The sequence below is a fragment of the Pseudomonas sp. NFR09 genome, from assembly GCF_900111535.1.
In the GTDB taxonomy this organism is placed as follows: domain Bacteria; phylum Pseudomonadota; class Gammaproteobacteria; order Pseudomonadales; family Pseudomonadaceae; genus Aquipseudomonas; species Aquipseudomonas extremorientalis.
Map to the genome: position 1 here is coordinate 703,707 of NZ_FOIH01000002.1, position 20,080 is coordinate 723,786.

At 60.3% G+C, this 20,080-nt stretch carries 16 protein-coding genes and 1 tRNA gene; 4 read left to right on the forward strand and 13 right to left on the reverse strand.

Going from position 1 to position 20,080, the window contains the following annotated elements; genetic code table 11:
• Positions 1-16 precede the first annotated feature (16 nt).
• The 4 genes from BMX59_RS07220 to BMX59_RS07235 all read right to left on the reverse strand — a co-directional run bounded on the left by BMX59_RS07220 (position 17) and on the right by BMX59_RS07235 (position 4,013).
• Positions 17-811, reverse strand: coding sequence for a carbon-nitrogen hydrolase family protein (locus tag BMX59_RS07220; RefSeq protein ID WP_093120830.1), 795 nt, complete (start codon positions 809-811; stop codon positions 17-19).
• A 10-nt stretch (positions 812-821) separates the two neighbouring features.
• The gene (locus BMX59_RS07225; protein ID WP_092242276.1) at positions 822-2,513 is read right to left on the reverse strand and encodes a flavin monoamine oxidase family protein; all 1,692 of its coding nucleotides are present in this window, start codon (positions 2,511-2,513) and stop codon (positions 822-824) included.
• A 146-nt stretch (positions 2,514-2,659) separates the two neighbouring features.
• The gene (locus BMX59_RS07230; RefSeq protein WP_010206997.1) at positions 2,660-3,106 is read right to left on the reverse strand and encodes an Lrp/AsnC family transcriptional regulator; all 447 of its coding nucleotides are present in this window, start codon (positions 3,104-3,106) and stop codon (positions 2,660-2,662) included.
• A 37-nt stretch (positions 3,107-3,143) separates the two neighbouring features.
• On the reverse strand, positions 3,144-4,013 hold the full coding sequence (locus tag BMX59_RS07235; RefSeq protein WP_093120834.1) for a LysR family transcriptional regulator: 870 nt from the start codon (positions 4,011-4,013) through the stop codon (positions 3,144-3,146).
• A gap of 112 nt (positions 4,014-4,125) precedes the next feature.
• On the opposite strand from BMX59_RS07235, the gene BMX59_RS07240 reads away from it, so the two are divergent.
• Entirely contained in the window at positions 4,126-4,551 is a 426-nt protein-coding gene (locus BMX59_RS07240) for a VOC family protein (protein WP_093120837.1), read from the forward strand.
• A 44-nt stretch (positions 4,552-4,595) separates the two neighbouring features.
• Here the strand turns inward: BMX59_RS07240 and BMX59_RS07245 are convergent.
• The 5 genes from BMX59_RS07245 to rpsU form a co-directional block, all read right to left on the reverse strand.
• Positions 4,596-4,672: transfer RNA gene (locus BMX59_RS07245), tRNA-Ile, on the reverse strand.
• Positions 4,673-4,688: 16 nt separating this feature from the next.
• Positions 4,689-8,432: an EAL domain-containing protein gene (locus BMX59_RS07250; protein WP_093120840.1), complete on the reverse strand. Its 3,744-nt coding sequence runs from the start codon at positions 8,430-8,432 to the stop codon at positions 4,689-4,691.
• A 121-nt stretch (positions 8,433-8,553) separates the two neighbouring features.
• Complete coding sequence (gene rpoD / locus BMX59_RS07255) at positions 8,554-10,404, reverse strand: RNA polymerase sigma factor RpoD (protein ID WP_071490246.1); 1,851 nt, start codon at positions 10,402-10,404, stop codon at positions 8,554-8,556.
• A gap of 67 nt (positions 10,405-10,471) precedes the next feature.
• Complete coding sequence (dnaG, locus tag BMX59_RS07260; RefSeq protein WP_071490245.1) at positions 10,472-12,445, reverse strand: DNA primase; 1,974 nt, start codon at positions 12,443-12,445, stop codon at positions 10,472-10,474.
• 445 nt (positions 12,446-12,890) lie between these two features.
• Positions 12,891-13,106: a 30S ribosomal protein S21 gene (gene rpsU, locus BMX59_RS07265; protein ID WP_002551877.1), complete on the reverse strand. Its 216-nt coding sequence runs from the start codon at positions 13,104-13,106 to the stop codon at positions 12,891-12,893.
• A 202-nt stretch (positions 13,107-13,308) separates the two neighbouring features.
• On the opposite strand from rpsU, the gene tsaD reads away from it, so the two are divergent.
• Complete coding sequence (gene tsaD, locus BMX59_RS07270; RefSeq protein ID WP_092242291.1) at positions 13,309-14,334, forward strand: tRNA (adenosine(37)-N6)-threonylcarbamoyltransferase complex transferase subunit TsaD; 1,026 nt, start codon at positions 13,309-13,311, stop codon at positions 14,332-14,334.
• A 24-nt stretch (positions 14,335-14,358) separates the two neighbouring features.
• Here the strand turns inward: tsaD and plsY are convergent, their stop codons facing one another.
• Positions 14,359-14,928, reverse strand: coding sequence for a glycerol-3-phosphate 1-O-acyltransferase PlsY (gene plsY, locus BMX59_RS07275; protein WP_038843023.1), 570 nt, complete (start codon positions 14,926-14,928; stop codon positions 14,359-14,361).
• Positions 14,929-15,002: 74 nt separating this feature from the next.
• Between plsY and folB the strand changes: the two genes are divergently transcribed.
• Positions 15,003-15,356, forward strand: a complete 354-nt coding sequence (folB, locus tag BMX59_RS07280) for a dihydroneopterin aldolase (RefSeq protein WP_071490243.1) — start codon at positions 15,003-15,005, stop codon at positions 15,354-15,356.
• Positions 15,347-15,865: a 2-amino-4-hydroxy-6-hydroxymethyldihydropteridine diphosphokinase gene (gene folK, locus BMX59_RS07285; RefSeq protein WP_071490242.1), complete on the forward strand. Its 519-nt coding sequence runs from the start codon at positions 15,347-15,349 to the stop codon at positions 15,863-15,865. The genes folB and folK overlap by 10 nt, the downstream gene beginning before the upstream one ends.
• A gap of 72 nt (positions 15,866-15,937) precedes the next feature.
• Here folK and BMX59_RS07290 read toward each other — a convergent pair whose 3' ends face one another.
• The 3 genes from BMX59_RS07290 to BMX59_RS07300 form a co-directional block, all read right to left on the reverse strand.
• Positions 15,938-17,170, reverse strand: coding sequence for a multifunctional CCA addition/repair protein (locus BMX59_RS07290; RefSeq protein WP_092242295.1), 1,233 nt, complete (start codon positions 17,168-17,170; stop codon positions 15,938-15,940).
• Between the two features lie 63 nt (positions 17,171-17,233).
• Complete coding sequence (locus BMX59_RS07295) at positions 17,234-18,799, reverse strand: SpoVR family protein (RefSeq protein WP_093120845.1); 1,566 nt, start codon at positions 18,797-18,799, stop codon at positions 17,234-17,236.
• Positions 18,796-20,067, reverse strand: coding sequence for a YeaH/YhbH family protein (locus tag BMX59_RS07300; protein ID WP_017138057.1), 1,272 nt, complete (start codon positions 20,065-20,067; stop codon positions 18,796-18,798). Before BMX59_RS07300 ends, BMX59_RS07295 begins: the two co-directional genes overlap by 4 nt.
• Positions 20,068-20,080: the final 13 nt, after the last annotated feature.

Here is a 20,080-nt window from a genome sequence, read left to right on the forward strand (position 1 = left end):
TAGCAAACCGGCTGGATCAGGGCTTGTGCAGCGCGCCGTACAACTCGGGGCGGCGATCTTGCAGGTAGTGATTGGCACTGCGGGCGTCGAGGAGCGATTGGCGCTCCAACTCCCCGACGATCAGCGCTTCGTCCAGGCCGGCCTGGGCAATACGCTGGCCATTCGGCGCGGCAATGCTGCTCTGCCCGCAGTACTGGATCTCGCCTTCATGCCCGCAGTAATTGGCGTAGGCCACATAACACTGGTTTTCAAAGGCCCGCGCCCGCACGGTGACATCGGCGACAAAATCGAACGGCACCATGTTGGCAGTGGGCACCAGGATCAGCTCAGCGCCAGCCAGGGCCAGGCGCCGGGTGTTTTCCGGGAACTCCAGGTCATAGCAGATCAGGAAACCGAGCTTCCAGCCGTTGAGTTCTACCAGTGGGAAATCATCCTCACCGGCGCTGAACATCGAATGGTCCAGATCACCAAACAGATGGGTCTTGCGGTAGTTGCACAGGCGCTGGCCGTGGGCGTCGATCAACTGCACGGCGTTGTAGATCTGTCCATCTGCGGCCCGCTCAGGGTAGCCGTACAGAATCGCCAGCCCGGCGCTTTTGGCCAGTTCGGCAATGGCCTGCGCCGACGGCCCGTCCTGTGTCTCGGCCAAGGCGCCAACGGCCTCGGCACCGATGTTGTAGCCGCTCAGGAACATCTCCGGCAGCACCAGTACATCGGCATCGGATGCCTCATGCGCCAGTTGGTGCAGGCGCTTGAGGTTGCCGGCCACATCCAGCGGCAGCGGCGGGCATTGGTACAGGGCGACGCGCATGTTCAACTCCTTAATCCGCCAGGGCAATCGGCCCGATTTCATCGAACACATCACCCGGCCCCGGGTTCTCGGGGTGAGTGCTGCCGCCGAAGTGGGTCATGATGCCCCACACCGCGTTCAGTGAGGTTTGCACCGCGCCCTCCACCCAGGCCGGCGTCCAGGACACATCATCACCAGCGATAAAAATCCCACGTTGTTCGGCGGGCATGTCCTTCTGCATGAAGTGTGCATACATGCGCTGGTTATAGCGATAGTGCCCCGGCAACGCGCCCTTGAAGGCCCCGAGGAAGTGCGGGTCGGCTTCCCAGGACACGGTGATTGGATCGCCGATAATGCGTGCCTTGATATCGACTTTCGGGTAGATCTTTTTCAGCGCGTCGAGGGCAAGTTTCACCCGCTTGTCGATGGGCTGCGGCAGCATTTTCAGGGCGTCGCTCATCCACGAGTACGACAGGCAGATCACCCCCGGCTTGTCGTCGCCGTTATCGAACAGGTAGGTGCCACGGGTCAGGCGGTCGGTGAGGGTCATGCTCATCAGGTCACGGCCGGTTTCCGGGTCTTTGTCCTTCCAGAACGGGCGGTCGACCATCACAAAGGTTTTCGATGATTGCATGTAGCGTGTGCGGTCCAGGGCCATCCACATTTTTTGCGAGAACAGGCTTTCGTCGCATTCGATCTGGGTGGTCAGCAGCCAGCTCTGGCAGGTGGTCAGCACGGCGGCGTACTCGCGGGTGTCGCCATAGTTGTCGGTGACGGCAAAACGGCCATCGGCGGCATGGGCGATACGTTTGACGCCCGCGCGTGGCGCGCCGCGATGCAGTGAACTCAGGCTGGTGCCGGCCGGCCAATGGGCGCAGCGCTCCGGTACATGGCGCCAGATGCCCATCGGCACCTGGGCTACGCCGCCGACCACCAGGTGTTGGTGGTCGTCGCAGTTGGTCATCACCACGCGGAAGATTTCCAGCATCGAATTGGGGAAGTCAGAGTCCCAGCCGCCGGTGCCGAAACCCACCTGGCCGAAGACTTCACGGTGCAGGAACGACAACTTGGCGAACGCCTTGGAGGTGGCGACGAAGTCGTAGAAGGTGCGGTCGTCCCACAGCGGCACCAGCTTGTTCCACAGCTCCTTGAGGCGCGGCACGTCGCGGTCGCGGATGGCCTGCTGGATATCACCGAACTGCGAACCGGCTTCCAGCGCATCGGCCCAGGCGTCCGCGACTTCCTGGAACAGTACCGGCAAGTCGGAGAGCTTTTGCGCGTAGTGGGTCTGGCCTTCAAGGTCGATGACCGTGCTGCCGGAGGCCGGGGTCAGCGGGTTGGGGAAAGGTTTGGTTTCCAGGCCGAGCTTGTCCACATAGTGGTAGAACGCCGTCGACGACACCGGAAAGCGCATGCCGCCCAACTCGGCGATGATACCTTCGGCGCCTTCAAAGGCCTGGGAGCGCAGGCGGCCGCCCATTTTCGAGGCTTCGTACACCACCGGCTTGAGGCCCAGCTTCATCAGTTCGTAGGCGGCCACCAGACCCGCGATGCCGGCGCCGACGATCGCCACTTCGGCGCCGTGGTGGGCGGCGGGGATGCTGCCCAGGCCTGCCGGGTGTTCGATCCAGTCATCAAAGGCAAACGGGAAGTCCGGGCCAAAGATGGTGATGGGCTTTTTACCGTCTGCAGGGTGGCGATTGTTTTTGTTGAAGGTGTTCATGGCTGACCTGGCTGATGACCCGACGGGGCACGACCCGCTGAGTATAGGAAAAGATGGCAGCCAGTTTAGGGAGCGCGGCGTTCGTTAATAAGACGTAAAGTGTCGTCGGATTGAACTTTTTTTAGTCAGAATGACGAAACTGTTGGTCAGATTGGTTGACCGCGATCCAGTTTGTTACTGAGGATGATCGACGTGGTGGTTTTCTCCACGCCGTCGACGCTGCCGATCTGGTCCAGCAGTTGGTCCAACTGCTCCGGCGAATCCGTGCGCAGCCAAGCCACGTAATCAAACTCTCCACTCACCGCGCACAACTGCTGCACTTGGGCCATGGCACTCAACCGGCGCAACACTTCTTTGCCCGAGCGTGCCTGTACGGTGATGCCCACATAAGCCTGCAAACCACCATCGACCACCCGCTGCCCGAGGCGCACGCCATAACCGGTGATCACCTGGGTTTTCTCCAGGCGTGCCAGGCGTGACGTCACTGTGGTGCGCGCGATGCCCAACTGCCGGGCGAGCATGGCCACGCTTTCGCGGGCGTTGATCTGCAGGGCGGCGATCAGTTGGCGGTCGATTTCATCTAGGGCAGGCAAGGCGAGGGCTCCGGTACGGGGGCAATGGGTTGGCATCTTACAGGTTGGCGCTGGCGAGCAGGCAGCGGGTAAACAGTTGCGGCACGGGCAGCTGGCGTTGACTGTAGCGGCTCAGCAGGATGATTTCGCGGTAAAAGGTCCGGCTGCCCAATGGGATGACTCGCACGTTGGGCGAGCGTTCCAGCCACAACCCGGCCTGAGGAATCAGCGATACGCCCAGGCCGCATTCGACCATCTTGACGATGGCCTCCAGCTCATCCAGCTCCAATGCTACCTGCACGTCAAGTTTATGTTCCTTGAGGAATCGGCTGACCAGGCGACCGCCAAATGAAGTGCGGTCATAGCGCACATGGGGCTGCGTCGCCAGCAACTGCAACGGGTTATCACCCGCCAACGTGTGAGGCACGATCAGCGCGAACGGCTCCTTGCGCAGCACCTGCACGTGCAGTTCCTTGGGCAGGTCGAAGGGCGGGCGGATGATGATCGCCGAGTCCAGCTCACCGGCGTCCACCCGGCTCAACAACTCCAGGGACACGCCCGGTATCAACTTGCACTCCACCGTCGGTGCCGCCTGACGCAAACGCACCAGCGCCTGGGGTAGCAGGCCGGTCTGCGCGGTGGTGATGGCACCCACTTTCAGTTCGCCCCGGTACTCGTTGGCATCCACGGGTACGGCCATGCGGTTGAAGGTTTCCAGTATCTCCCTGGCCAACGGCAAGGCACGCAAACCGGCTGCATTCAACGTGGCCTGGCGCCCGGTACGATCGAACAACTGCACGCCAAGCGCCTGCTCCAATTGACGAATCTGCGCACTGACCGCCGACTGCGTCAGCCCGATATGCATACCGGCCGCCGCGAATGTGCCGTGGCGGGTTACTGCGATAAAGGTCTTCAGTTCACGCAGCATGGGCGTCTCGATTGATCGAAATAATTTGAGCTCGGCGCAAAAACTATCGTCTTTTCATCGTCAGGAGCAAGGCTAAACTCGTGGGACTTAATGCCCACAGAGGTTTGACCTGATGACACTCGCACCTTTTCACCTGGCAATTCCGGTATACGACCTCGCCGCTGCGCGGCATTTCTACGGTGAAGTCTTTGGCCTTGAAGAGGGGCGTTCCAGCGAACACTGGGTAGATTTCAACTTCTTCGGGCATCAGTTGGTCATTCACGAACACCCGAAAACCGCCTCCCAGGAGTTAGCCCACACCAACGCAGTCGACGGCCACAACGTACCCGTGCCGCATTTTGGCGTGGTGCTGGGCTGGGAAGATTGGCACGCCTTGGCGCAGCGGCTGCAGGCCAGGGAAACTCGGTTTGTGCTGGAACCACATATTCGGTTCAAGGGGCAGGTGGGGGAGCAGGCGACGTTGTTTCTGTTTGATCCGTGTGGGAACGCGCTGGAGTTCAAGGCGTTCAAGGATATTGGGCAGTTGTTTGCGAAGTGAGGCGGCCAGACACACGAAAGCCGCGCAATGCGCGGCTTTGGAGTTGGTGGGCCCACACGGACTTGAACCGTGGACCAAAGGATTATGAGTCCTCTGCTCTAACCAACTGAGCTATAGGCCCTGTAACAGGTCGCGGATTATAACGATGGTTTCCCCGCTGTGCCATCCGAAAAATCCTCAATGCTTATACGAAGAAACGTAGCAGCAAAAAGCTCCGGCGGTAGCGGCAGACTGACGATGTAGCCTTGCATCTGTTCGCAGCCTTCCGCAGCGAGGAAGGCCTGCTGTGCGGGGTTCTCCACGCCTTCGGCGATGATGGTGAATTGCATGCTGTGGCCCAGGGCGATGATGGCGCGCACAATGGCGGCGTCGTGGGGGTCGTCGGGCAGGCCGCGGACGAAGGATTGGTCGATCTTCAGGTAATCCAGGGGCAGGCGCTTGAGGTAGCTGAGGGAGGAGTAGCCGGTACCGAAGTCATCGATTGCCAGTTGTACGCCGAGGTCTTTGAGTTGGTGCAGCACCTCCAGCGCTTCTTCGGCCTGGCTCATGATGAAGTTTTCGGTGATCTCCAGTTGCAGGCAGCCCGGGTCGAGTCGGTAGTCGCGCAATAGCTGTTCGATGCGCGCCAGCAAGCCGGGGTGACGCAGTTGGGCGCCGGCCAGGTTCACCGACAGTGGGCCGAACTCGTCGAAGGTGCCTTGCCAGGTGTGCAGTTGTCGGCAGGCCTGTTCCAGCACCCAATCACCGATCTGCAGGATCATGCCGTTCTCTTCGGCGAGGGCGATGAAGTGTTCGGGCGGTACGTCGCCAAACGTGGGGTGATGCCAGCGGATCAATGCTTCGGCACCGATCAGTTCCTGGGTGATCAGGCTCCGTTTCGGCTGGTAGTACAGGGTCAGTTCGTTGCGCTCGATGGCGCGGCGCAGTTCATGTTCCAGCGCCACGCGCTCGTTGGCCTGGGCGGTGAGGTCGCGGGTGTAGCTTTCGACCCGGTTGCGCCCCTTGGCCTTGGAGCGATACATCGCGGCGTCGGCATTCTTGACCAGGGTGGCGACGTCGGTGCCGTCCTGCGGGTATAGGCTGGTGCCGATGCTGGCGCTGATAAAGAACTCGTGCTCGCCGGCCTGGAACGGCGGTGTAAAGCAGGCCAACAGCTTATTCGCCAGGTATTCGGCGTCACTCGCGTGTTGCAGGCCTGGGAGCAGGATGATGAATTCGTCGCCGCCCAAGCGTGCCACGGTGTCGATGTCGCGCAGTTGCTCCTTGAGGCGGACGGCGATGTCTTTGAGCAGCAGGTCGCCGATCGGGTGGCCGAGGCTGTCGTTGATGTGTTTGAAGCGGTCCAGGTCAAGAAACAGCACGGCGCCCTGTTTGCCGGTTTCCTGGTGACCGTTGAGGGCGGCCTGCAGTCGGCTTTCGAACAGCGTGCGGTTGGGCAGGCCGGTCAATGGGTCGTGATGCGCCTGGTAGTCGAGACGGGCCTGGGCCAGTTTGAGGCTGGAGATGTCGGCGAACACCGCGACGAAGTGCGTGATCAACTGGTCGCGGTTGCGCACGGCACTGATGGTCAGCCAACTGGGGTACAACTCGCCGTTCTTGCGACGGTTGGAAATCTCGCCTTGCCAATGCCCCTGGGCGGTCAATTGATGCCACATCGCCGCATAAAACGCGCTGTCATGCAGCCCGGAAGCGAGTAAGCGCGGGGTATTGCCGAGGGCTTCGGCCTCGCTGTAGCCGGTGATTTCACTGAAGGCACGGTTGACGGCGCTGATGTTCTGCCGGGTGTCGGTGATCAACACCCCTTCGGCTGTGCTCTCGAACACGGTGGCAGCTTGTTGCAGTTTTTCCTGCATCAGTTGGCGTTCGGTGATGTCTCGGGCGATGGTCAGCATGCAGTCGTCATCGCCAATCGGCAGTGGGCGGCTGGATAGCTCGCACAGGCGAATCTGACCATCGCTGCGGCGTATGTGGCAGATGAAGTCGCGCACAAAGCCATCGCGCTGCATCAGTTCGAGCATGTGTTTGCGTTCGTTGAGGTCGACCCAGATGCCCAGGTCCAAGGTGGACTGATCGACGGAGGCGGCGCTGTTGAAACCTGTGATCCGGCTGAAACCATCGTTCACTTCTATCAGCAGGCCATCGCGCTGGCGGCTCAACAGCAAGCCGTCGGGGGAGGCGTGGAAGGCCTTGGCGAATTTCTCCTCGGAGGTTTGCAGCTGTTGCTGGGTTTCCTTGAGTTGGGTGATGTCGCGCACCACCACCACGATGGCCTCTGTAGTGTCGAGTTGAAACGGCTCGGCGGAAATCAGCCCGGTGAAGGCTTGGCCATTGCTGCGCAGAAAGGGCATTTCCAGGTTGCGGATGCTGGTGGTCTGCAACCGCTGCAGCAGATCGGGGCCTGCGCCCTGGATGCCCCAGATGTTCAGCTCGGTAGCGGTTTTACCCACGACCTGTTCGGCTGTCAGCCCGACCTGGTCCTCGAACGCTTTGTTCACCTCCAGCAGGCAGCCGTCGGACAGCTGTGCAATCACCAGGATGTCCGGGCATTGCTGGAACACCGAGGCGAACTTCTGCTCAGACAGTTGCAGGGCCTCTTCGGTGCGCTTTGCCTCACTGATGTCGATCATCAAGCCGCGCAGCACGGGCTCATGGCCGTGCTCGATCAGGCTGACGATGTCACGCACCCACAAGCAACGGTTGTCGGCGGTGATGACCCGGTAATCAACGCTGTGGTCACGGTTGGCGCGGGTTTCGCGTTGGCAGTAGGATTCGGTGCGAATCAGGTCGGCGGGGTGAATGATGTTGCGCCAGAAGCCCGGAATCAGCCAGTGGGCCCGTGGGTAACCCAACAGTTCCTCAGCGTGGGGTGATACATAGCTGTAGGTGAAGTCGGTGACGCTGGCTTCCCAGGCAATCGCGGACAAGCTCTCCACCAGGCCGCGATAGTGGTACTCGCTGCTGCGCAGTTCCTGTTCGAGGGCTACGCGGCGGGAGATTTCCGAACTGAGCCGGCGATTGATCCGGATTACCACGGCCAGTACGGTGCTCAGCAGCAACACGGCGGGCAGGCCGTAAGTCAGCAAGTCGGTCCAGAAGGTGCGATGGTCGGTAAAGCTGCCGACCCAATGTTGCTGGATCGCGTCGGTTTCCTGCGGGCTAAGGTCGGCCAGTACCTTGTCGAGGATGCCCACCAGCATTTTGTTGTCGCGTGGTACGCCCATCGCCAACTGATAGCGGTAGGGCGTTTCGCCGCTGACGTACAAACCGTCGAGCTTGAGTTGGCGCAGGCTCCAGACGCTTGAGGCGAGGTCGCCGACGACCGCATCCACTTCGTCCGTGGCCAAGGCTTGCAGCGTCGAACTCACATTCGGCATGGCCACCAGGTTGAGGTCGGGATGGTGCGTGCGTAGCAGTTCATGGGGCGCGTAGTTTTCCACCACGGCAATCTTCAGCCCGTAGAGATCCTTCAGATTGCGCGGTTTGGCCCCGCCTTCGTGGGCCAGGATGACGATGGGGAAGTCGAGGTACGGGCGAGTGAACGCCATGTAGCCTTGGCGTTCGGGTGTGGACATGATGCCGGGCAGCAGGTCGAGCTGGTTGTTGCGGGCCAGCTCCAGTACCGCGCTCCAGTTCACCGGTTCGATCAGCTTGACCCGTATGCCCAGGCGATCCTGGATCAGGCGCACGTAATCCGCCGCCAAACCTTGGTAGCGACCTTCTTCGTCACGGTACTCAAAGGGTGGCCATGACGCGTCCACCCCCAGGCGCAGCTCCTGATGGTCCGCCAACCAGCCACGCTCATCATCAGTGAGAGTCAACGCGCCAGCCGTTGCGGTCCAGGTCAGCAGCGACAGCAGTAACACAGTCGGCAATCTGGGCATAACGGTCTCGTTATGGCACGGGGAATGTTTCGAGTGTAGACGGGCATTGCGGGGGAGGGGCGTTGCGAGGGATTTTATCTATACAAAACAAAACCCCCGGCCTGGGCCGGGGGTTCTGGTGTCACTCGTCGAGGAAGGAGCGCAGATGCTCGCTTCGCGTCGGGTGGCGCAACTTGCGCAGCGCCTTGGCTTCGATCTGACGGATCCGCTCGCGGGTCACGTCAAACTGCTTACCGACTTCCTCAAGGGTGTGGTCGGTATTCATGTCGATGCCGAAACGCATGCGCAGTACCTTGGCTTCACGGGCAGTGAGGCCGGACAGTACGTCGCGAGTCGCTTCTTTAAGACTCTCAACGGTGGCGACATCGATTGGCGACTGCATGGTCGAGTCTTCGATGAAGTCACCCAAGTGGGAGTCTTCGTCATCACCGATCGGGGTTTCCATGGAGATCGGCTCTTTAGCGATCTTCAATACCTTGCGGATTTTATCCTCAGGCATTTCCATGCGTTCGCCCAGCTCTTCCGGGGTCGGTTCGCGACCCATTTCCTGCAACATTTGCCGGGAAATACGGTTGAGCTTGTTGATCGTCTCGATCATGTGCACCGGAATACGGATGGTGCGGGCCTGGTCGGCAATCGAGCGAGTGATTGCCTGACGGATCCACCAGGTGGCATAAGTCGAGAACTTGTAGCCGCGACGGTATTCGAACTTGTCCACAGCCTTCATCAAGCCGATGTTGCCTTCCTGGATCAGGTCGAGGAATTGCAGGCCACGGTTGGTGTACTTCTTGGCGATGGAGATCACCAGACGCAGGTTGGCTTCAACCATCTCTTTCTTCGCGCGGCGGGCCTTGGCCTCGCCGATCGACATGCGCCGGTTGATGTCCTTGATCTCGGCGATCGTCAGACCGGTTTCGGTCTCAAGCGCAGTCAGCTTCTGCTGGCAACGGATGATGTCCGGCTGCAGGCGACCAATGGCTTCAGCGTATTTCGCCTTGCCTTTGGCCAGTGCGTCGGTCCAGCTTTCGTCTACTTCGTTGCCCGGGAACTGGCGCAGGAAGTCGGCACGCGGCATGCGGGCATCACGCACACACAGTTGCATGATTGCGCGCTCTTGGGCACGCAGACGCTCCAGGGCACTGCGAACACGCTCAACCAGGCCTTCGAATTGCTTCGGCACCAGCTTGATCGGCATGAACAGCTCTGCCAGGGCCACCAGCTCGGCAATTGCCTGCTTGTTGGCGCGACCGTGCTTTTTCAGGGCCTTGCGGGTGATTTCCATTTGATCGGAAACCGCACCGAAACGCTGGGCAGCGATGATCGGGTCCGGACCGCTTTCGACTTCGTCTTCATCGTCGCCGCTGGCTTCAGCGTCGTCGTCTTCGGAGTCGTCGTCCGCTTTCGCAGCCTTGGCATCGACAGGCGGCGGTACTTCGGCGGCAGGCGGCGCAATGCCGTCATCCGGGTCGATATAACCGCTCAGGACGTCGGACAGGCGACCACCTTCGGTGGTGACGCGGGTGTACTCGGAGAGAATGTGGTCAACCGTGCCTGGGAAGTGCGCGATTGCGCCCATCACTTCACGGATACCCTCTTCGATACGCTTGGCGATTTCGATTTCGCCTTCGCGTGTCAGCAGCTCGACGGTCCCCATTTCACGCATATACATGCGCACAGGGTCGGTGGTACGACCGATATCGGTCTCCACAGCAGCCAGCGCGGCGGCCGCTTCTTCTGCGGCAGCCTCGTCGGTATCGGCGTCCGCCAGCATAAGGGAATCCTTATCTGGCGCAGCTTCGAATACGTTGATCCCCATGTCGTTAATCATGCGGATGATGTCTTCCACCTGCTCTGGATCTGAAATATCCTCAGGCAGGTGGTCGTTGACCTCCGCGTAAGTCAGGTAACCCTGCTCACGACCGAGAACGATCAACTCTTTGATACGTGACTGCTGTTGCGCTTTTCCGGACATAACACCCTATCCACTGAAGGTCTTGGCGGGCAAAAAACAAGCCGAGGATTATACCCGAGCTATGACCTCACACGCCAGCTGAGGTCGGGTTTGATGCGGAAACATTCTGTTTTAAGAGGTCGCGCATCTGTTTTGCTATCTGAATTTGCTCTTCAGCCGACAATCCCGGCTGCCTTGCTCTCTTGATGAGTTCATCGAGGGTCTGCGTGTGCTGACCCGCAGATAACCTAGTAATGGTGTCTAAAAACTGTTGTTCAAGGTTGTCGCCGTCAATTAGCCACTCCTTTTCCGCGAGCGCTTTGAGCAAGCGGCCTTGTTCGGTGCCATGCCAGCGAGCCATCAATTGAATTGAGTTTAGCTTAGGATTTTTCTGTACCGCCTCGATCAGGGCGATCAGTACCTGGGCGTAGGTGTTGCTCTCGTTGGCAAAGTGATCGGCGCTCTCGACCTTCTCCGCCAGATGCGGGTGGTGGATGAGCGTGCGCAGGGCAATCAGCGTCGGCGCTTCCACGGCAACCGGGGTGCGCGGGGCGTAGGCCTCATCGCCGTCACCGCGCTTGCCGTTCTTGCTCCAGGGTTTCTTGTCCCATTTCTTGCCGCCGGCACCGGGTTTCTTCGGCGTCCACTCCTGTTGGGGCGCGTAGGCCTCCTGGGGTTGGTGGAAGTCGGAGTAGTCCGGCATGGCGTCGTAATCCATGCCTGGGTCGTAGGCCGGTGGCGCTGCGTCATGCGGTGCGTTATGCACCAGCTGGCTGACGGCTTCGCCACTGAGCCCGGTGATTTCCAGCAGACGCATGCGCATCAGGGACTTCAGGTTGGCGCCTGGGACCTTATCGATCAACGGTGCCGCGAGGGTAGCCATGTGGGCCTTGCCTTCGAGGGAACGTGGGTCTGCTTCTTCGGTCAGTTGCTGGAAGAAGTAGTCGGCCAACGGCTGCGCATGTTGATTGATGCGCGCGCGAAATGCGTCGGTGCCTTCGGAGCGCACCAGGGTGTCCGGGTCTTCGCCTTCGGGCAGGAACAGGAAGCGCGCACGGCGTCCATCCTGCAGGCTCGACAGCGTGGCTTCGAGCGCGCGCCATGCGGCATTGCGGCCAGCCTGGTCGCCGTCGAAGCAGAACAGCACGCTGGGCACCACGCGAAACAGGCGTTTCATGTGTTCTTCGCTGGTGGCGGTGCCCAGGGTGGCGACCGCGTTGCGCAAGCCTTGTTGGGCGAGCGCAATTACGTCCATATAGCCTTCAACCACGATGATCTCGTCGAGGTTGCGGTTGTTCTTGCGCGCCTCGAACAGGCCGTAGAGTTCCTGGCCTTTGTGGAACACCGGGGTTTCCGGGGAGTTCAGGTACTTGGGCTTGTCGTCTCCCAGCACCCGGCCACCAAAGGCGATGATGCGGCCCCGGCTGTCGCGGATCGGGAACATCACGCGGTCGCGGAAGCGGTCATAGCGTTTGCCAGTCTCGGCGTTCTCCACCAGCAGGCCGGCGTCGATCATGGCCTTTTGCTGGAGGGTGTCACTGCTCAGGTGCTTGTACAGGTTGTCCCAGCCGGGCGGGGCGAACCCCAGGCCGAAGTCGCGGGCGATTTCGCCGGTGAGGCCGCGTCCCTTGAGGTAGTCGACGGCGGCCTTGCGCTGCGGATGGCTTTTAAGCGCCTGACGGTAGAAGTCGGCAGCGGCGGTCAGCAGCGGGTACAGCGGCGAATCGGTGGGTTGCCGCGGTTTGTGCGGGCGTCCGCTTTCTTCGCGAGGGATTTCCATGCCGGCGGCTTTTGCCAGTTCCTCGACCGCCTGGGGGAAGTCCAGGTTGTCGTGGTCCATGATGAAGCCGAGGGCATTGCCGCCCGCGCCGCAGCCAAAGCAGTAGTAGAACTGCTTGTCTGGGCTGACGCTGAACGACGGAGTCTTTTCCTTATGGAACGGGCAGCAAGCGGTGTAGTTCTTGCCGGCCTTCTTCATTTGCACGCGCGAGCTGACCACATCGACGATGTCGGTGCGGTTCAGAAGGTCGTCAATAAAGCTCTGGGGAATCAGCCCGGCCATGGCGTTCTCGTCATCACTGCGTGTAAATGAGGGCCCGTGAGGTGTTCAAGCGCGCGTATCGAGTGCTCGAGCATCCAGCGACTGCATGGGGTGTACGGAAGTGTATCTGCCGAATATTCACTGACGTTAGTTTCTGATCAGTCTTCGGTGTGGAAATGTTGCCCCGGCGCCCGGTCTTGGCCGGTGACGGGCCTCGGAAACGCCTCGTTGGGCGCAGTCGACACGGTTGGTCGGCTGTTTACAGAATGAGTGTGCTCGTCAGTAGCCTTGATAGGCTCGTCAGAAGAGACGTGCACCGCTGGCAAAAGAGCCAGTCCTGACGTGTGAAGCAGTTGTCTCGGTCGCATGTGCGGCGTCAACGGTGAAGCATCAAGCGATATCCGCAAATGCCATTAGCCCGGCTGAGGGCCGGGCTTGGCAGAAGCTTGCTACGAACGTCTGTGTATTAGTACAGACGAACGGCGCGGCGCTGTTCGCGCTGAACTTTCTTGGCGTGACGCTTGACAGCGGCTGCTGCTTTACGCTTACGCTCAGAAGTTGGCTTCTCGTAAAATTCGCGGCTACGAACTTCAGCCAGTACACCGGCTTTTTCGCAGGAGCGCTTGAAACGACGCAGAGCTACGTCGAAGGGTTCGTTCTCTTTAACTTTGACGGCTGGCATCCAGAGCTACCTTCTTTCATTACCGGGATCAACGTTCTCGTCGCAAAAAATTCGCGGCTGAGGTCGTCGGTTTTTAAGGGTTGCGGATGTTAACCCCTCATTGCCCGGAATGCAAAGCCTCTGATCGAAAACCGCTAGTCGGGAGGGGGAGTGGCGACTATTATGCGCGCCTTCGAATTCAGCCTCTACAAGGCGCAAACCCATGCTAGTACTGGGACTTGAAACCTCCTGCGACGAAACCGGTGTCGCACTTTACGACAGTGAACGCGGGCTCCTGGCCGATGCGCTGTTCAGCCAGATCGACCTGCACCGTGCCTATGGCGGCGTGGTGCCGGAGCTGGCCAGCCGTGATCACGTCAAGCGCATGCTGCCCCTGATCCGCCAGGTGCTGGACGAGGCCGGCTGCGTGCCGACCGAGATCGACGCTATCGCCTACACGGCCGGCCCCGGATTGGTCGGGGCCCTGCTGGTTGGGGCCTCTTGCGCTCAGGCGCTGGCGTTTGCCTGGGGCATTCCGGCGCTCGGCGTGCACCATATGGAAGGCCATTTGTTGGCTCCGATGCTGGAGAAAACCCCGCCACAGTTCCCGTTCGTCGCTTTGTTGGTTTCGGGCGGCCATACGCAGTTGGTTCAGGTGGATGGCATCGGCCAATACACCCTTCTGGGTGAATCCCTGGATGACGCCGCCGGTGAAGCGTTCGACAAGACCGCGAAGATGATGGGCCTCAATTATCCGGGTGGCCCGGAAATCGCACGCCTCGCTGAAAAAGGCGTGGCCGGCCGCTACACCTTCCCGCGCCCGATGTGTGATCGCCCAGGCCTGATGTTCAGCTTCAGCGGCTTGAAAACCTCCGCGCTGAACACCTGGCAGCAGAGCGTCAGCGCCGGGGACGACAGTGAGCAAGCCCGTTGCGACATCGCGCTGGCGTTCCAGCAGGCCGTGGTGGAGACTTTGACCATCAAGTGCAAGCGCGCCCTGAAACAGGCGGGCATGAAGCGCCTGGTGATCGCCGGCGGCGTCAGTGCCAACAAGGCTTTGCGCACTTCGCTGGAAAAAATGCTCAGCGATATGAAGGGCGATGTGTTCTACGCACGTCCGGAGTTCTGCACCGACAACGGCGCGATGATCGCCTACGCCGGTTGCCAGCGCCTGCAGGCCGGGCAGCATGAAAGCCTGGCGATCAGCGTGCAGGCGCGCTGGCCGATGGAGCAGTTGTCGCCGCTGTAACACCGCAACCTGAATTGACGGTATTTAAAAATGCCGTTCGCGCCCGGCAAACAGGTCGCGTAAATTGCCACGGTGGCGCCAGACGATCAGCAGTGTCAGCACGCTCATCGGCAGCAGCGCCGCCGGTTCTTGCCAGGCCAGTAGCGGCAGGGTGAGCGGGGTGGCGATCAGTGCGGCGAGTGAGCTGGTGCGGGTCAGGTAGAACGTCAACAGCCAGGCGAGTACAGCCAGTAACGCTGCCGGTGGGTAGATCCCCAGCAACATGCCGGCCGCCGTGGCGACGCCTTTGCCGCCACGAAAGCGGAAGTACAGGGGAAACAGATGGCCCAGGACCGCGCAGACGCCGATCCAGGCCTGTTGTTGCAGAGGCAGGCCGGCGAGGCTGGCGATCAGCACGGGCAACAAGCCCTTGCACAGGTCGCCCAGTAGCGTCAGTACGGCGAGTTTCTTGCCGGCCAGGCGCAACATATTGGTGGCGCCGGCATTGCCTGAGCCACTCATTCGCGGATCGGGGTTTCCCGTCAGGCGGCTGAGCAAAATGGCGAAGGACAGCGAGCCGAGCAGGTAGGCGAAGATCGCCAGTGACCAAAACATGCTAACTATTCCGGGCGAGGACGCCCTGATTCTAACGGGGCATCGCGCCCTTGTCGTGCTGCGGAGAAGAGTGCTTGGACAGAGTGTTTATCGAAGGCCTGGAAGTCGACACCGTCATCGGGGCCTACGACTGGGAGCGCGGAATCCGCCAATGCCTGCGCCTGGACCTGAGCTTTGCCTGGGACAACCGCCCGGCTGCGGCCGGTGACGACCTGACCCTTGCGCTGGATTACGCCAGCGTGTCCGCGCGCATCCAGGCCTTTGCCGAGCAATCCCAGTACCAACTGGTGGAAACCTTTGCCGAACGCCTCGCGCAAGTGTTGATGAATGAATTCCAGATTCCCTGGCTGCACCTCAAGCTGACCAAGCCTGGTGCCGTGCCGGCTGCCAAAGGCGTGGGCGTGGAGATCGAGCGCGGATGTCGCTAACTCAGGTTTACCTTGGCCTAGGCAGCAATATCGAGCGCGAGTCTCACCTGTGCGCCGGCTTGGATGCGCTGGCGAGTTTCTTGACCGATATGCGTTGCTCGGCGGTGTTCGAAAGCCAGCCGGTGGGCATCAAGAGTGGGCCGTTCTTCAATCTGGTGGTGTCGGCGTATACCGATCTGCCGTTGATGGAACTGGACCGCCGGTTGAAATTCATCGAGGCCGACAACGGTCGTTATGCGCCGGACCGCAAAGGGCTGCCGTTGGATATCGACGTGTTGTTGTATGGCGATCTGGTGGGCAATTTCGATGGTTTGGTTTTGCCGCGTGCGGAAATCCTGAAAAACGCCTTTGTGTTGTGGCCGCTGTCGCTGATGGCGCCGGAACGCGTGCATCCTGAGGTGGGCAAGACGCTGGCCGATTTGTGGCGCGATACGCAGATCGACCAAGTGCTGGCGCCTGTCGCGTTTGAATGGCAGGGCCGACAACTGACGCCGGGCGCTCTCCTGTAGGAGCCGGGCTTGCTCGCGAAAAACCGGAGAGCGCTGCGTTATCGTTGACGTTCTTCGCGAGCAAGCTCGCTCCTAAATGAGTGCGTGTTGTTCCTTGTAGGTTTTTAGTGCCTTGAGCCGTTCGCGTTTGAGCGCCTCACCCAGCTCCGGGCCTTTGAAGCCTTTCTCCAGCAGGGGGGCCACCGCAACCTCGCGAGCTGCTTTTGCCGCTCCGCGCAAATAATCCGCCTGTGGATAACTTCTTTGCTCCAGACCCTTGCGGCCTCGGGCGTCCATCTCGCAGGCGACCACGAACTCTTCAAAGCGCTGTGGCCGCCGGTACACGTCGAAGCTTTGCAGCAACTCCAGCAATGTCGAGGCCTTCAGCTCCAGAGCGCGATGGCCGTGGGTGTGATATTGGCCCACCAGCAGTGCTAATTCCTGGCAATCCCTCGGCACCTTGAAGCGTTCGTTGACCGCCTTGATCAGCTTCAAGCCCCGGTGTTCGTGGGCGATGTGCTGCGGCAACTTATCCACAGGCGTCGTACCCTTGCCCAGGTCGTGGAGCAGGCAGGCCCAGCGCACAGTCAGTGGCTGTTGATGCAAAGCGGCTTGTTCTAGCACGCTGAGGGTGTGCACGCCGGTGTCGATTTCCGGGTGATGGGCTTCGGGTTGTGGCACGCCGAACAGTGCATCGACTTCGGGCATCAAGGTTTTCAGGGCCTGGCAGTCACGCAGCACCTGAATAAACACCTGAGGTTGATCTTCCATCAGCGCCCGGGAGATTTCTTTCCAGCTGCGCTCCGGCGTCAGGGCTTCCAGTTCGCCGGATTCGCTGAGTTGACGCATCAGCTCCAGTGTTTCCGGCGCGACGGTGAACCCCAGGGGCGCATAACGTGCAGCAAATCGTGCCACTCGCAGTACGCGCAGGGGATCTTCGGCGAACGCCGGGGAAACGTGGCGCAGAATGCGCGCTTGAAGATCGCGTTGGCCGTGATAAGGGTCGATCAAGTTACCGTCATCGTCTTGCGCCATGGCGTTGATGGTCAGGTCGCGACGGATCAGGTCTTCTTCCAGCGTCACTTCGGGGCTCGCGTGAAACACAAAGCCGCCGTAACCCCGGCCACTCTTGCGTTCGGTGCGGGCGAGGGCGTACTCGTCGCCGTTCGTTGGATCGAGGAACACTGGGAAGTCTGCGCCCACCGGCTTATAGCCCTTGGCGAGCATCTCTTCGGCAGTCGCGCCCACCACGACGCGGTCAATATCGGTGACCGGGATGCCCAAGAGGCGATCCCGTACCGCACCGCCGACTTTATAGGTTTTCATGAAAAAGCCTCCGTTAGCGGCACAGGATACCGCCTGTGCCTGACCAATGGAGGCTTTGCTGTTTCAGAGATGAACGACAGCCAGATCCAGGCGACCGTAGTCGTTGTCGTTGTGATCGCTGCGCGGTGGCACATGGTGGGTCTTCATCACCTGATCGCCTTGCAGGGTTTCCAGGTGAATATCGAAGCCCCACAGCCGATGCAGGTGCTTGAGTACTTCCTCGGTGGATTCCCCCAAAGGTTTGCGATCGTGCTGCTGGTGCCGCAGGGTCAGCGAGCGGTCGCCGCGCACGTCGATACTGTAGATCTGCACGTTGGGCTCGCGGTTGCCCAGGTTGTACTGCGCCGCCAGGGTTTCACGGATGGTGCGATAGCCAGGCTCGTCGTGGATGGCCGGCACCACCAGGTCATCCTTGAGGTCGTCGTCGAGGATGCTGAACAGCTTGAGGTCGCGGATCACCTGAGGTGACAGGTACTGCAGGATAAAACTCTCGTCCTTGAAGCTGCTCATGGCGAACTTGATGGTGGAGAGCCAGTCGCTGCCGGCGATTTCCGGGAACCAGCGGCGGTCTTCTTCGGTGGGGTGCTCGCACATGCGGCGGATATCGCGGTACATCGCAAAGCCCAGCGCATAAGGGTTGATGCCATTGTAGTAAGGGCTGTCGAAGCCGGGTTGGAAGACCACGCTGGTGTGGGAGGTGAGGAATTCCATCATGAAGCCGTCGGTGACCAGGCCTTCGTCGTACAGGTCATTCATCAGTGTGTAGTGCCAGAACGTGGCCCAGCCTTCGTTCATCACCTGGGTCTGGCGCTGTGGATAAAAATACTGCGCGATCTTGCGCACAATACGCACGATTTCCCGCTGCCAGGGCTCCAGCAACGGCGCGTGTTTTTCCAGGAAGTACAGGATGTTTTCCTGAGGTTCGGCGGGGAAGCGTACATTATCCTTGTCGCTGTTTTTTCCTGTCTTTTTGGGAATGGTGCGCCACAGGTCATTGATCTGCTTCTGCAGGTGTTCTTCGCGCTCCTTCTGGCGCAGGCGTTCTTCCTCGGCGGAAATCGGGTAGGGGCGCTTGTAGCGGTCGACACCGTAGTTCATCAGCGCGTGGCAGGAGTCGAGCAGGTCCTCTACCGCATCGATGCCGTGGCGCTCCTCGCACTGCATGATGTACTGCTTGGCAAACACCAGGTAATCGATGATCGAACTGGCGTCGGTCCAGGTGCGGAACAGGTAGTTGCCCTTGAAGAAGCTGTTATGCCCGTAGCAGGCGTGGGCCACCACCAGTGCCTGCATGCAGATGGTGTTTTCTTCCATCAGGTAGGCGATGCACGGGTCGGAGTTGATCACGATCTCGTAGGCCAGGCCCATCTGGCCGCGGGTGTAGGACTTTTCGGTGCTGAGGAAGTGCTTGCCGTAGGACCAGTGGTGATAGCCCAGCGGCATGCCCACCGAGGCGTAGGCATCCATCATCTGTTCGGCGGTAATCACTTCGATCTGGTTGGGGTAGGTGTCCAGGGCATACCCCGCGGCGATACGGCTGATTTCCCGGTCATAAGCCTGGATCAGTTCAAAGGTCCACTCTGACCCCGTGGAGATGGGGTGGCGTTTTTGCTCTTTTTTGGCGGTCATGTCACTAACCTGCGCTGGAAGAGTTCACGGAAGACCGGGTAGATATCGCCGGCCGAGACCAGTTGCTGCTGGGCGAACGTGTCGGCGAAGGCTTCGCCGATGCGCTCGTATTCGAACCACAGCGCCTGGTGCTCACGGGGGGTAATTTCGACATACGTGTAGTACTGCACGAACGGCATGATCTGGTTGATCAGGATGTCGCGGCAGATGGGCGAATCGTCGTTCCAGTTGTCACCGTCCGAGGCTTGCGCGGCGTAGATGTTCCACTCATTGGCCGGGTAGCGCTCGGCCATGATCTCCTGCATCAACTTCAAGGCGCTGGAGACGATGGTGCCGCCGGTTTCCCGTGAGTAAAAGAACTCCTCTTCGTCGACTTCCCGGGCGCTGGTGTGATGGCGGATAAATACCACGTCGATCTTGTCGTAGTTCCGCTTGAGGAACAGATACAGCAGGATGAAGAAGCGCTTGGCGATGTCCTTGGTGGCCTGGGTCATGGAGCCGGACACGTCCATCAGGCAGAACATCACGGCCTTGGAGCTGGGGTTGGGTTGCTTGACCAGCAGGTTGTATTTCAAGTCAAAGGTATCGAGGAACGGCACGCGGTGAATACGCGCGCTGAGTTTCTCGATTTCTGCCTCTATTTGCTGGATATCCCCGAAGTTGTCCGGTTCTTCACGCTTCAAGCGCGCTAACTCTTCCTTGGCCTCCTTCAGTTTGGCGCGGCTGCTGCCCGACAGTGCGATACGCCGGGCATGGGCCGAGCGCAGGGTGCGGATGATGTTGATGCGCGAGGGGTTGCCCTCGTTGCTGATACCCGCGCGTACGGTCTTGAAGGTGTCGGTACCGGTCAGGTTGCGCTTGACCAGGTTGGGCAGTTCCAGGTCCTCGAACATGAATTCGAGGAATTCTTCCTGGGTGATCTGGAACACGAACTCGTCCATGCCTTCGCCGGAGTTGCCCGCCTTGCCCGGACCTTTGCCGCCGCCACCCCCTTGGGGACGCTGGATATGCTCGCCGGTGGTGAACTCCTTGTTGCCGGGGTGCACGACGGTCTGTTTACCGCCCCGGCCGTGGTGCAGCACCGGTTCGTCAATGTCCCGTCCGGGAATGCTGATTTGTTCGCCATGCTCCATGTCCGTGATGGAGCGGCGACTGACGGCCTCTTCGACGGCCTTTTTGATGTGGTCACGGTAACGCCGCAGGAAACGCTGGCGGTTTACCGTGCTCTTGTTCTTGCCATTGAGGCGTCGGTCGATCACATAGCTCATGGGGAGCCCTCCG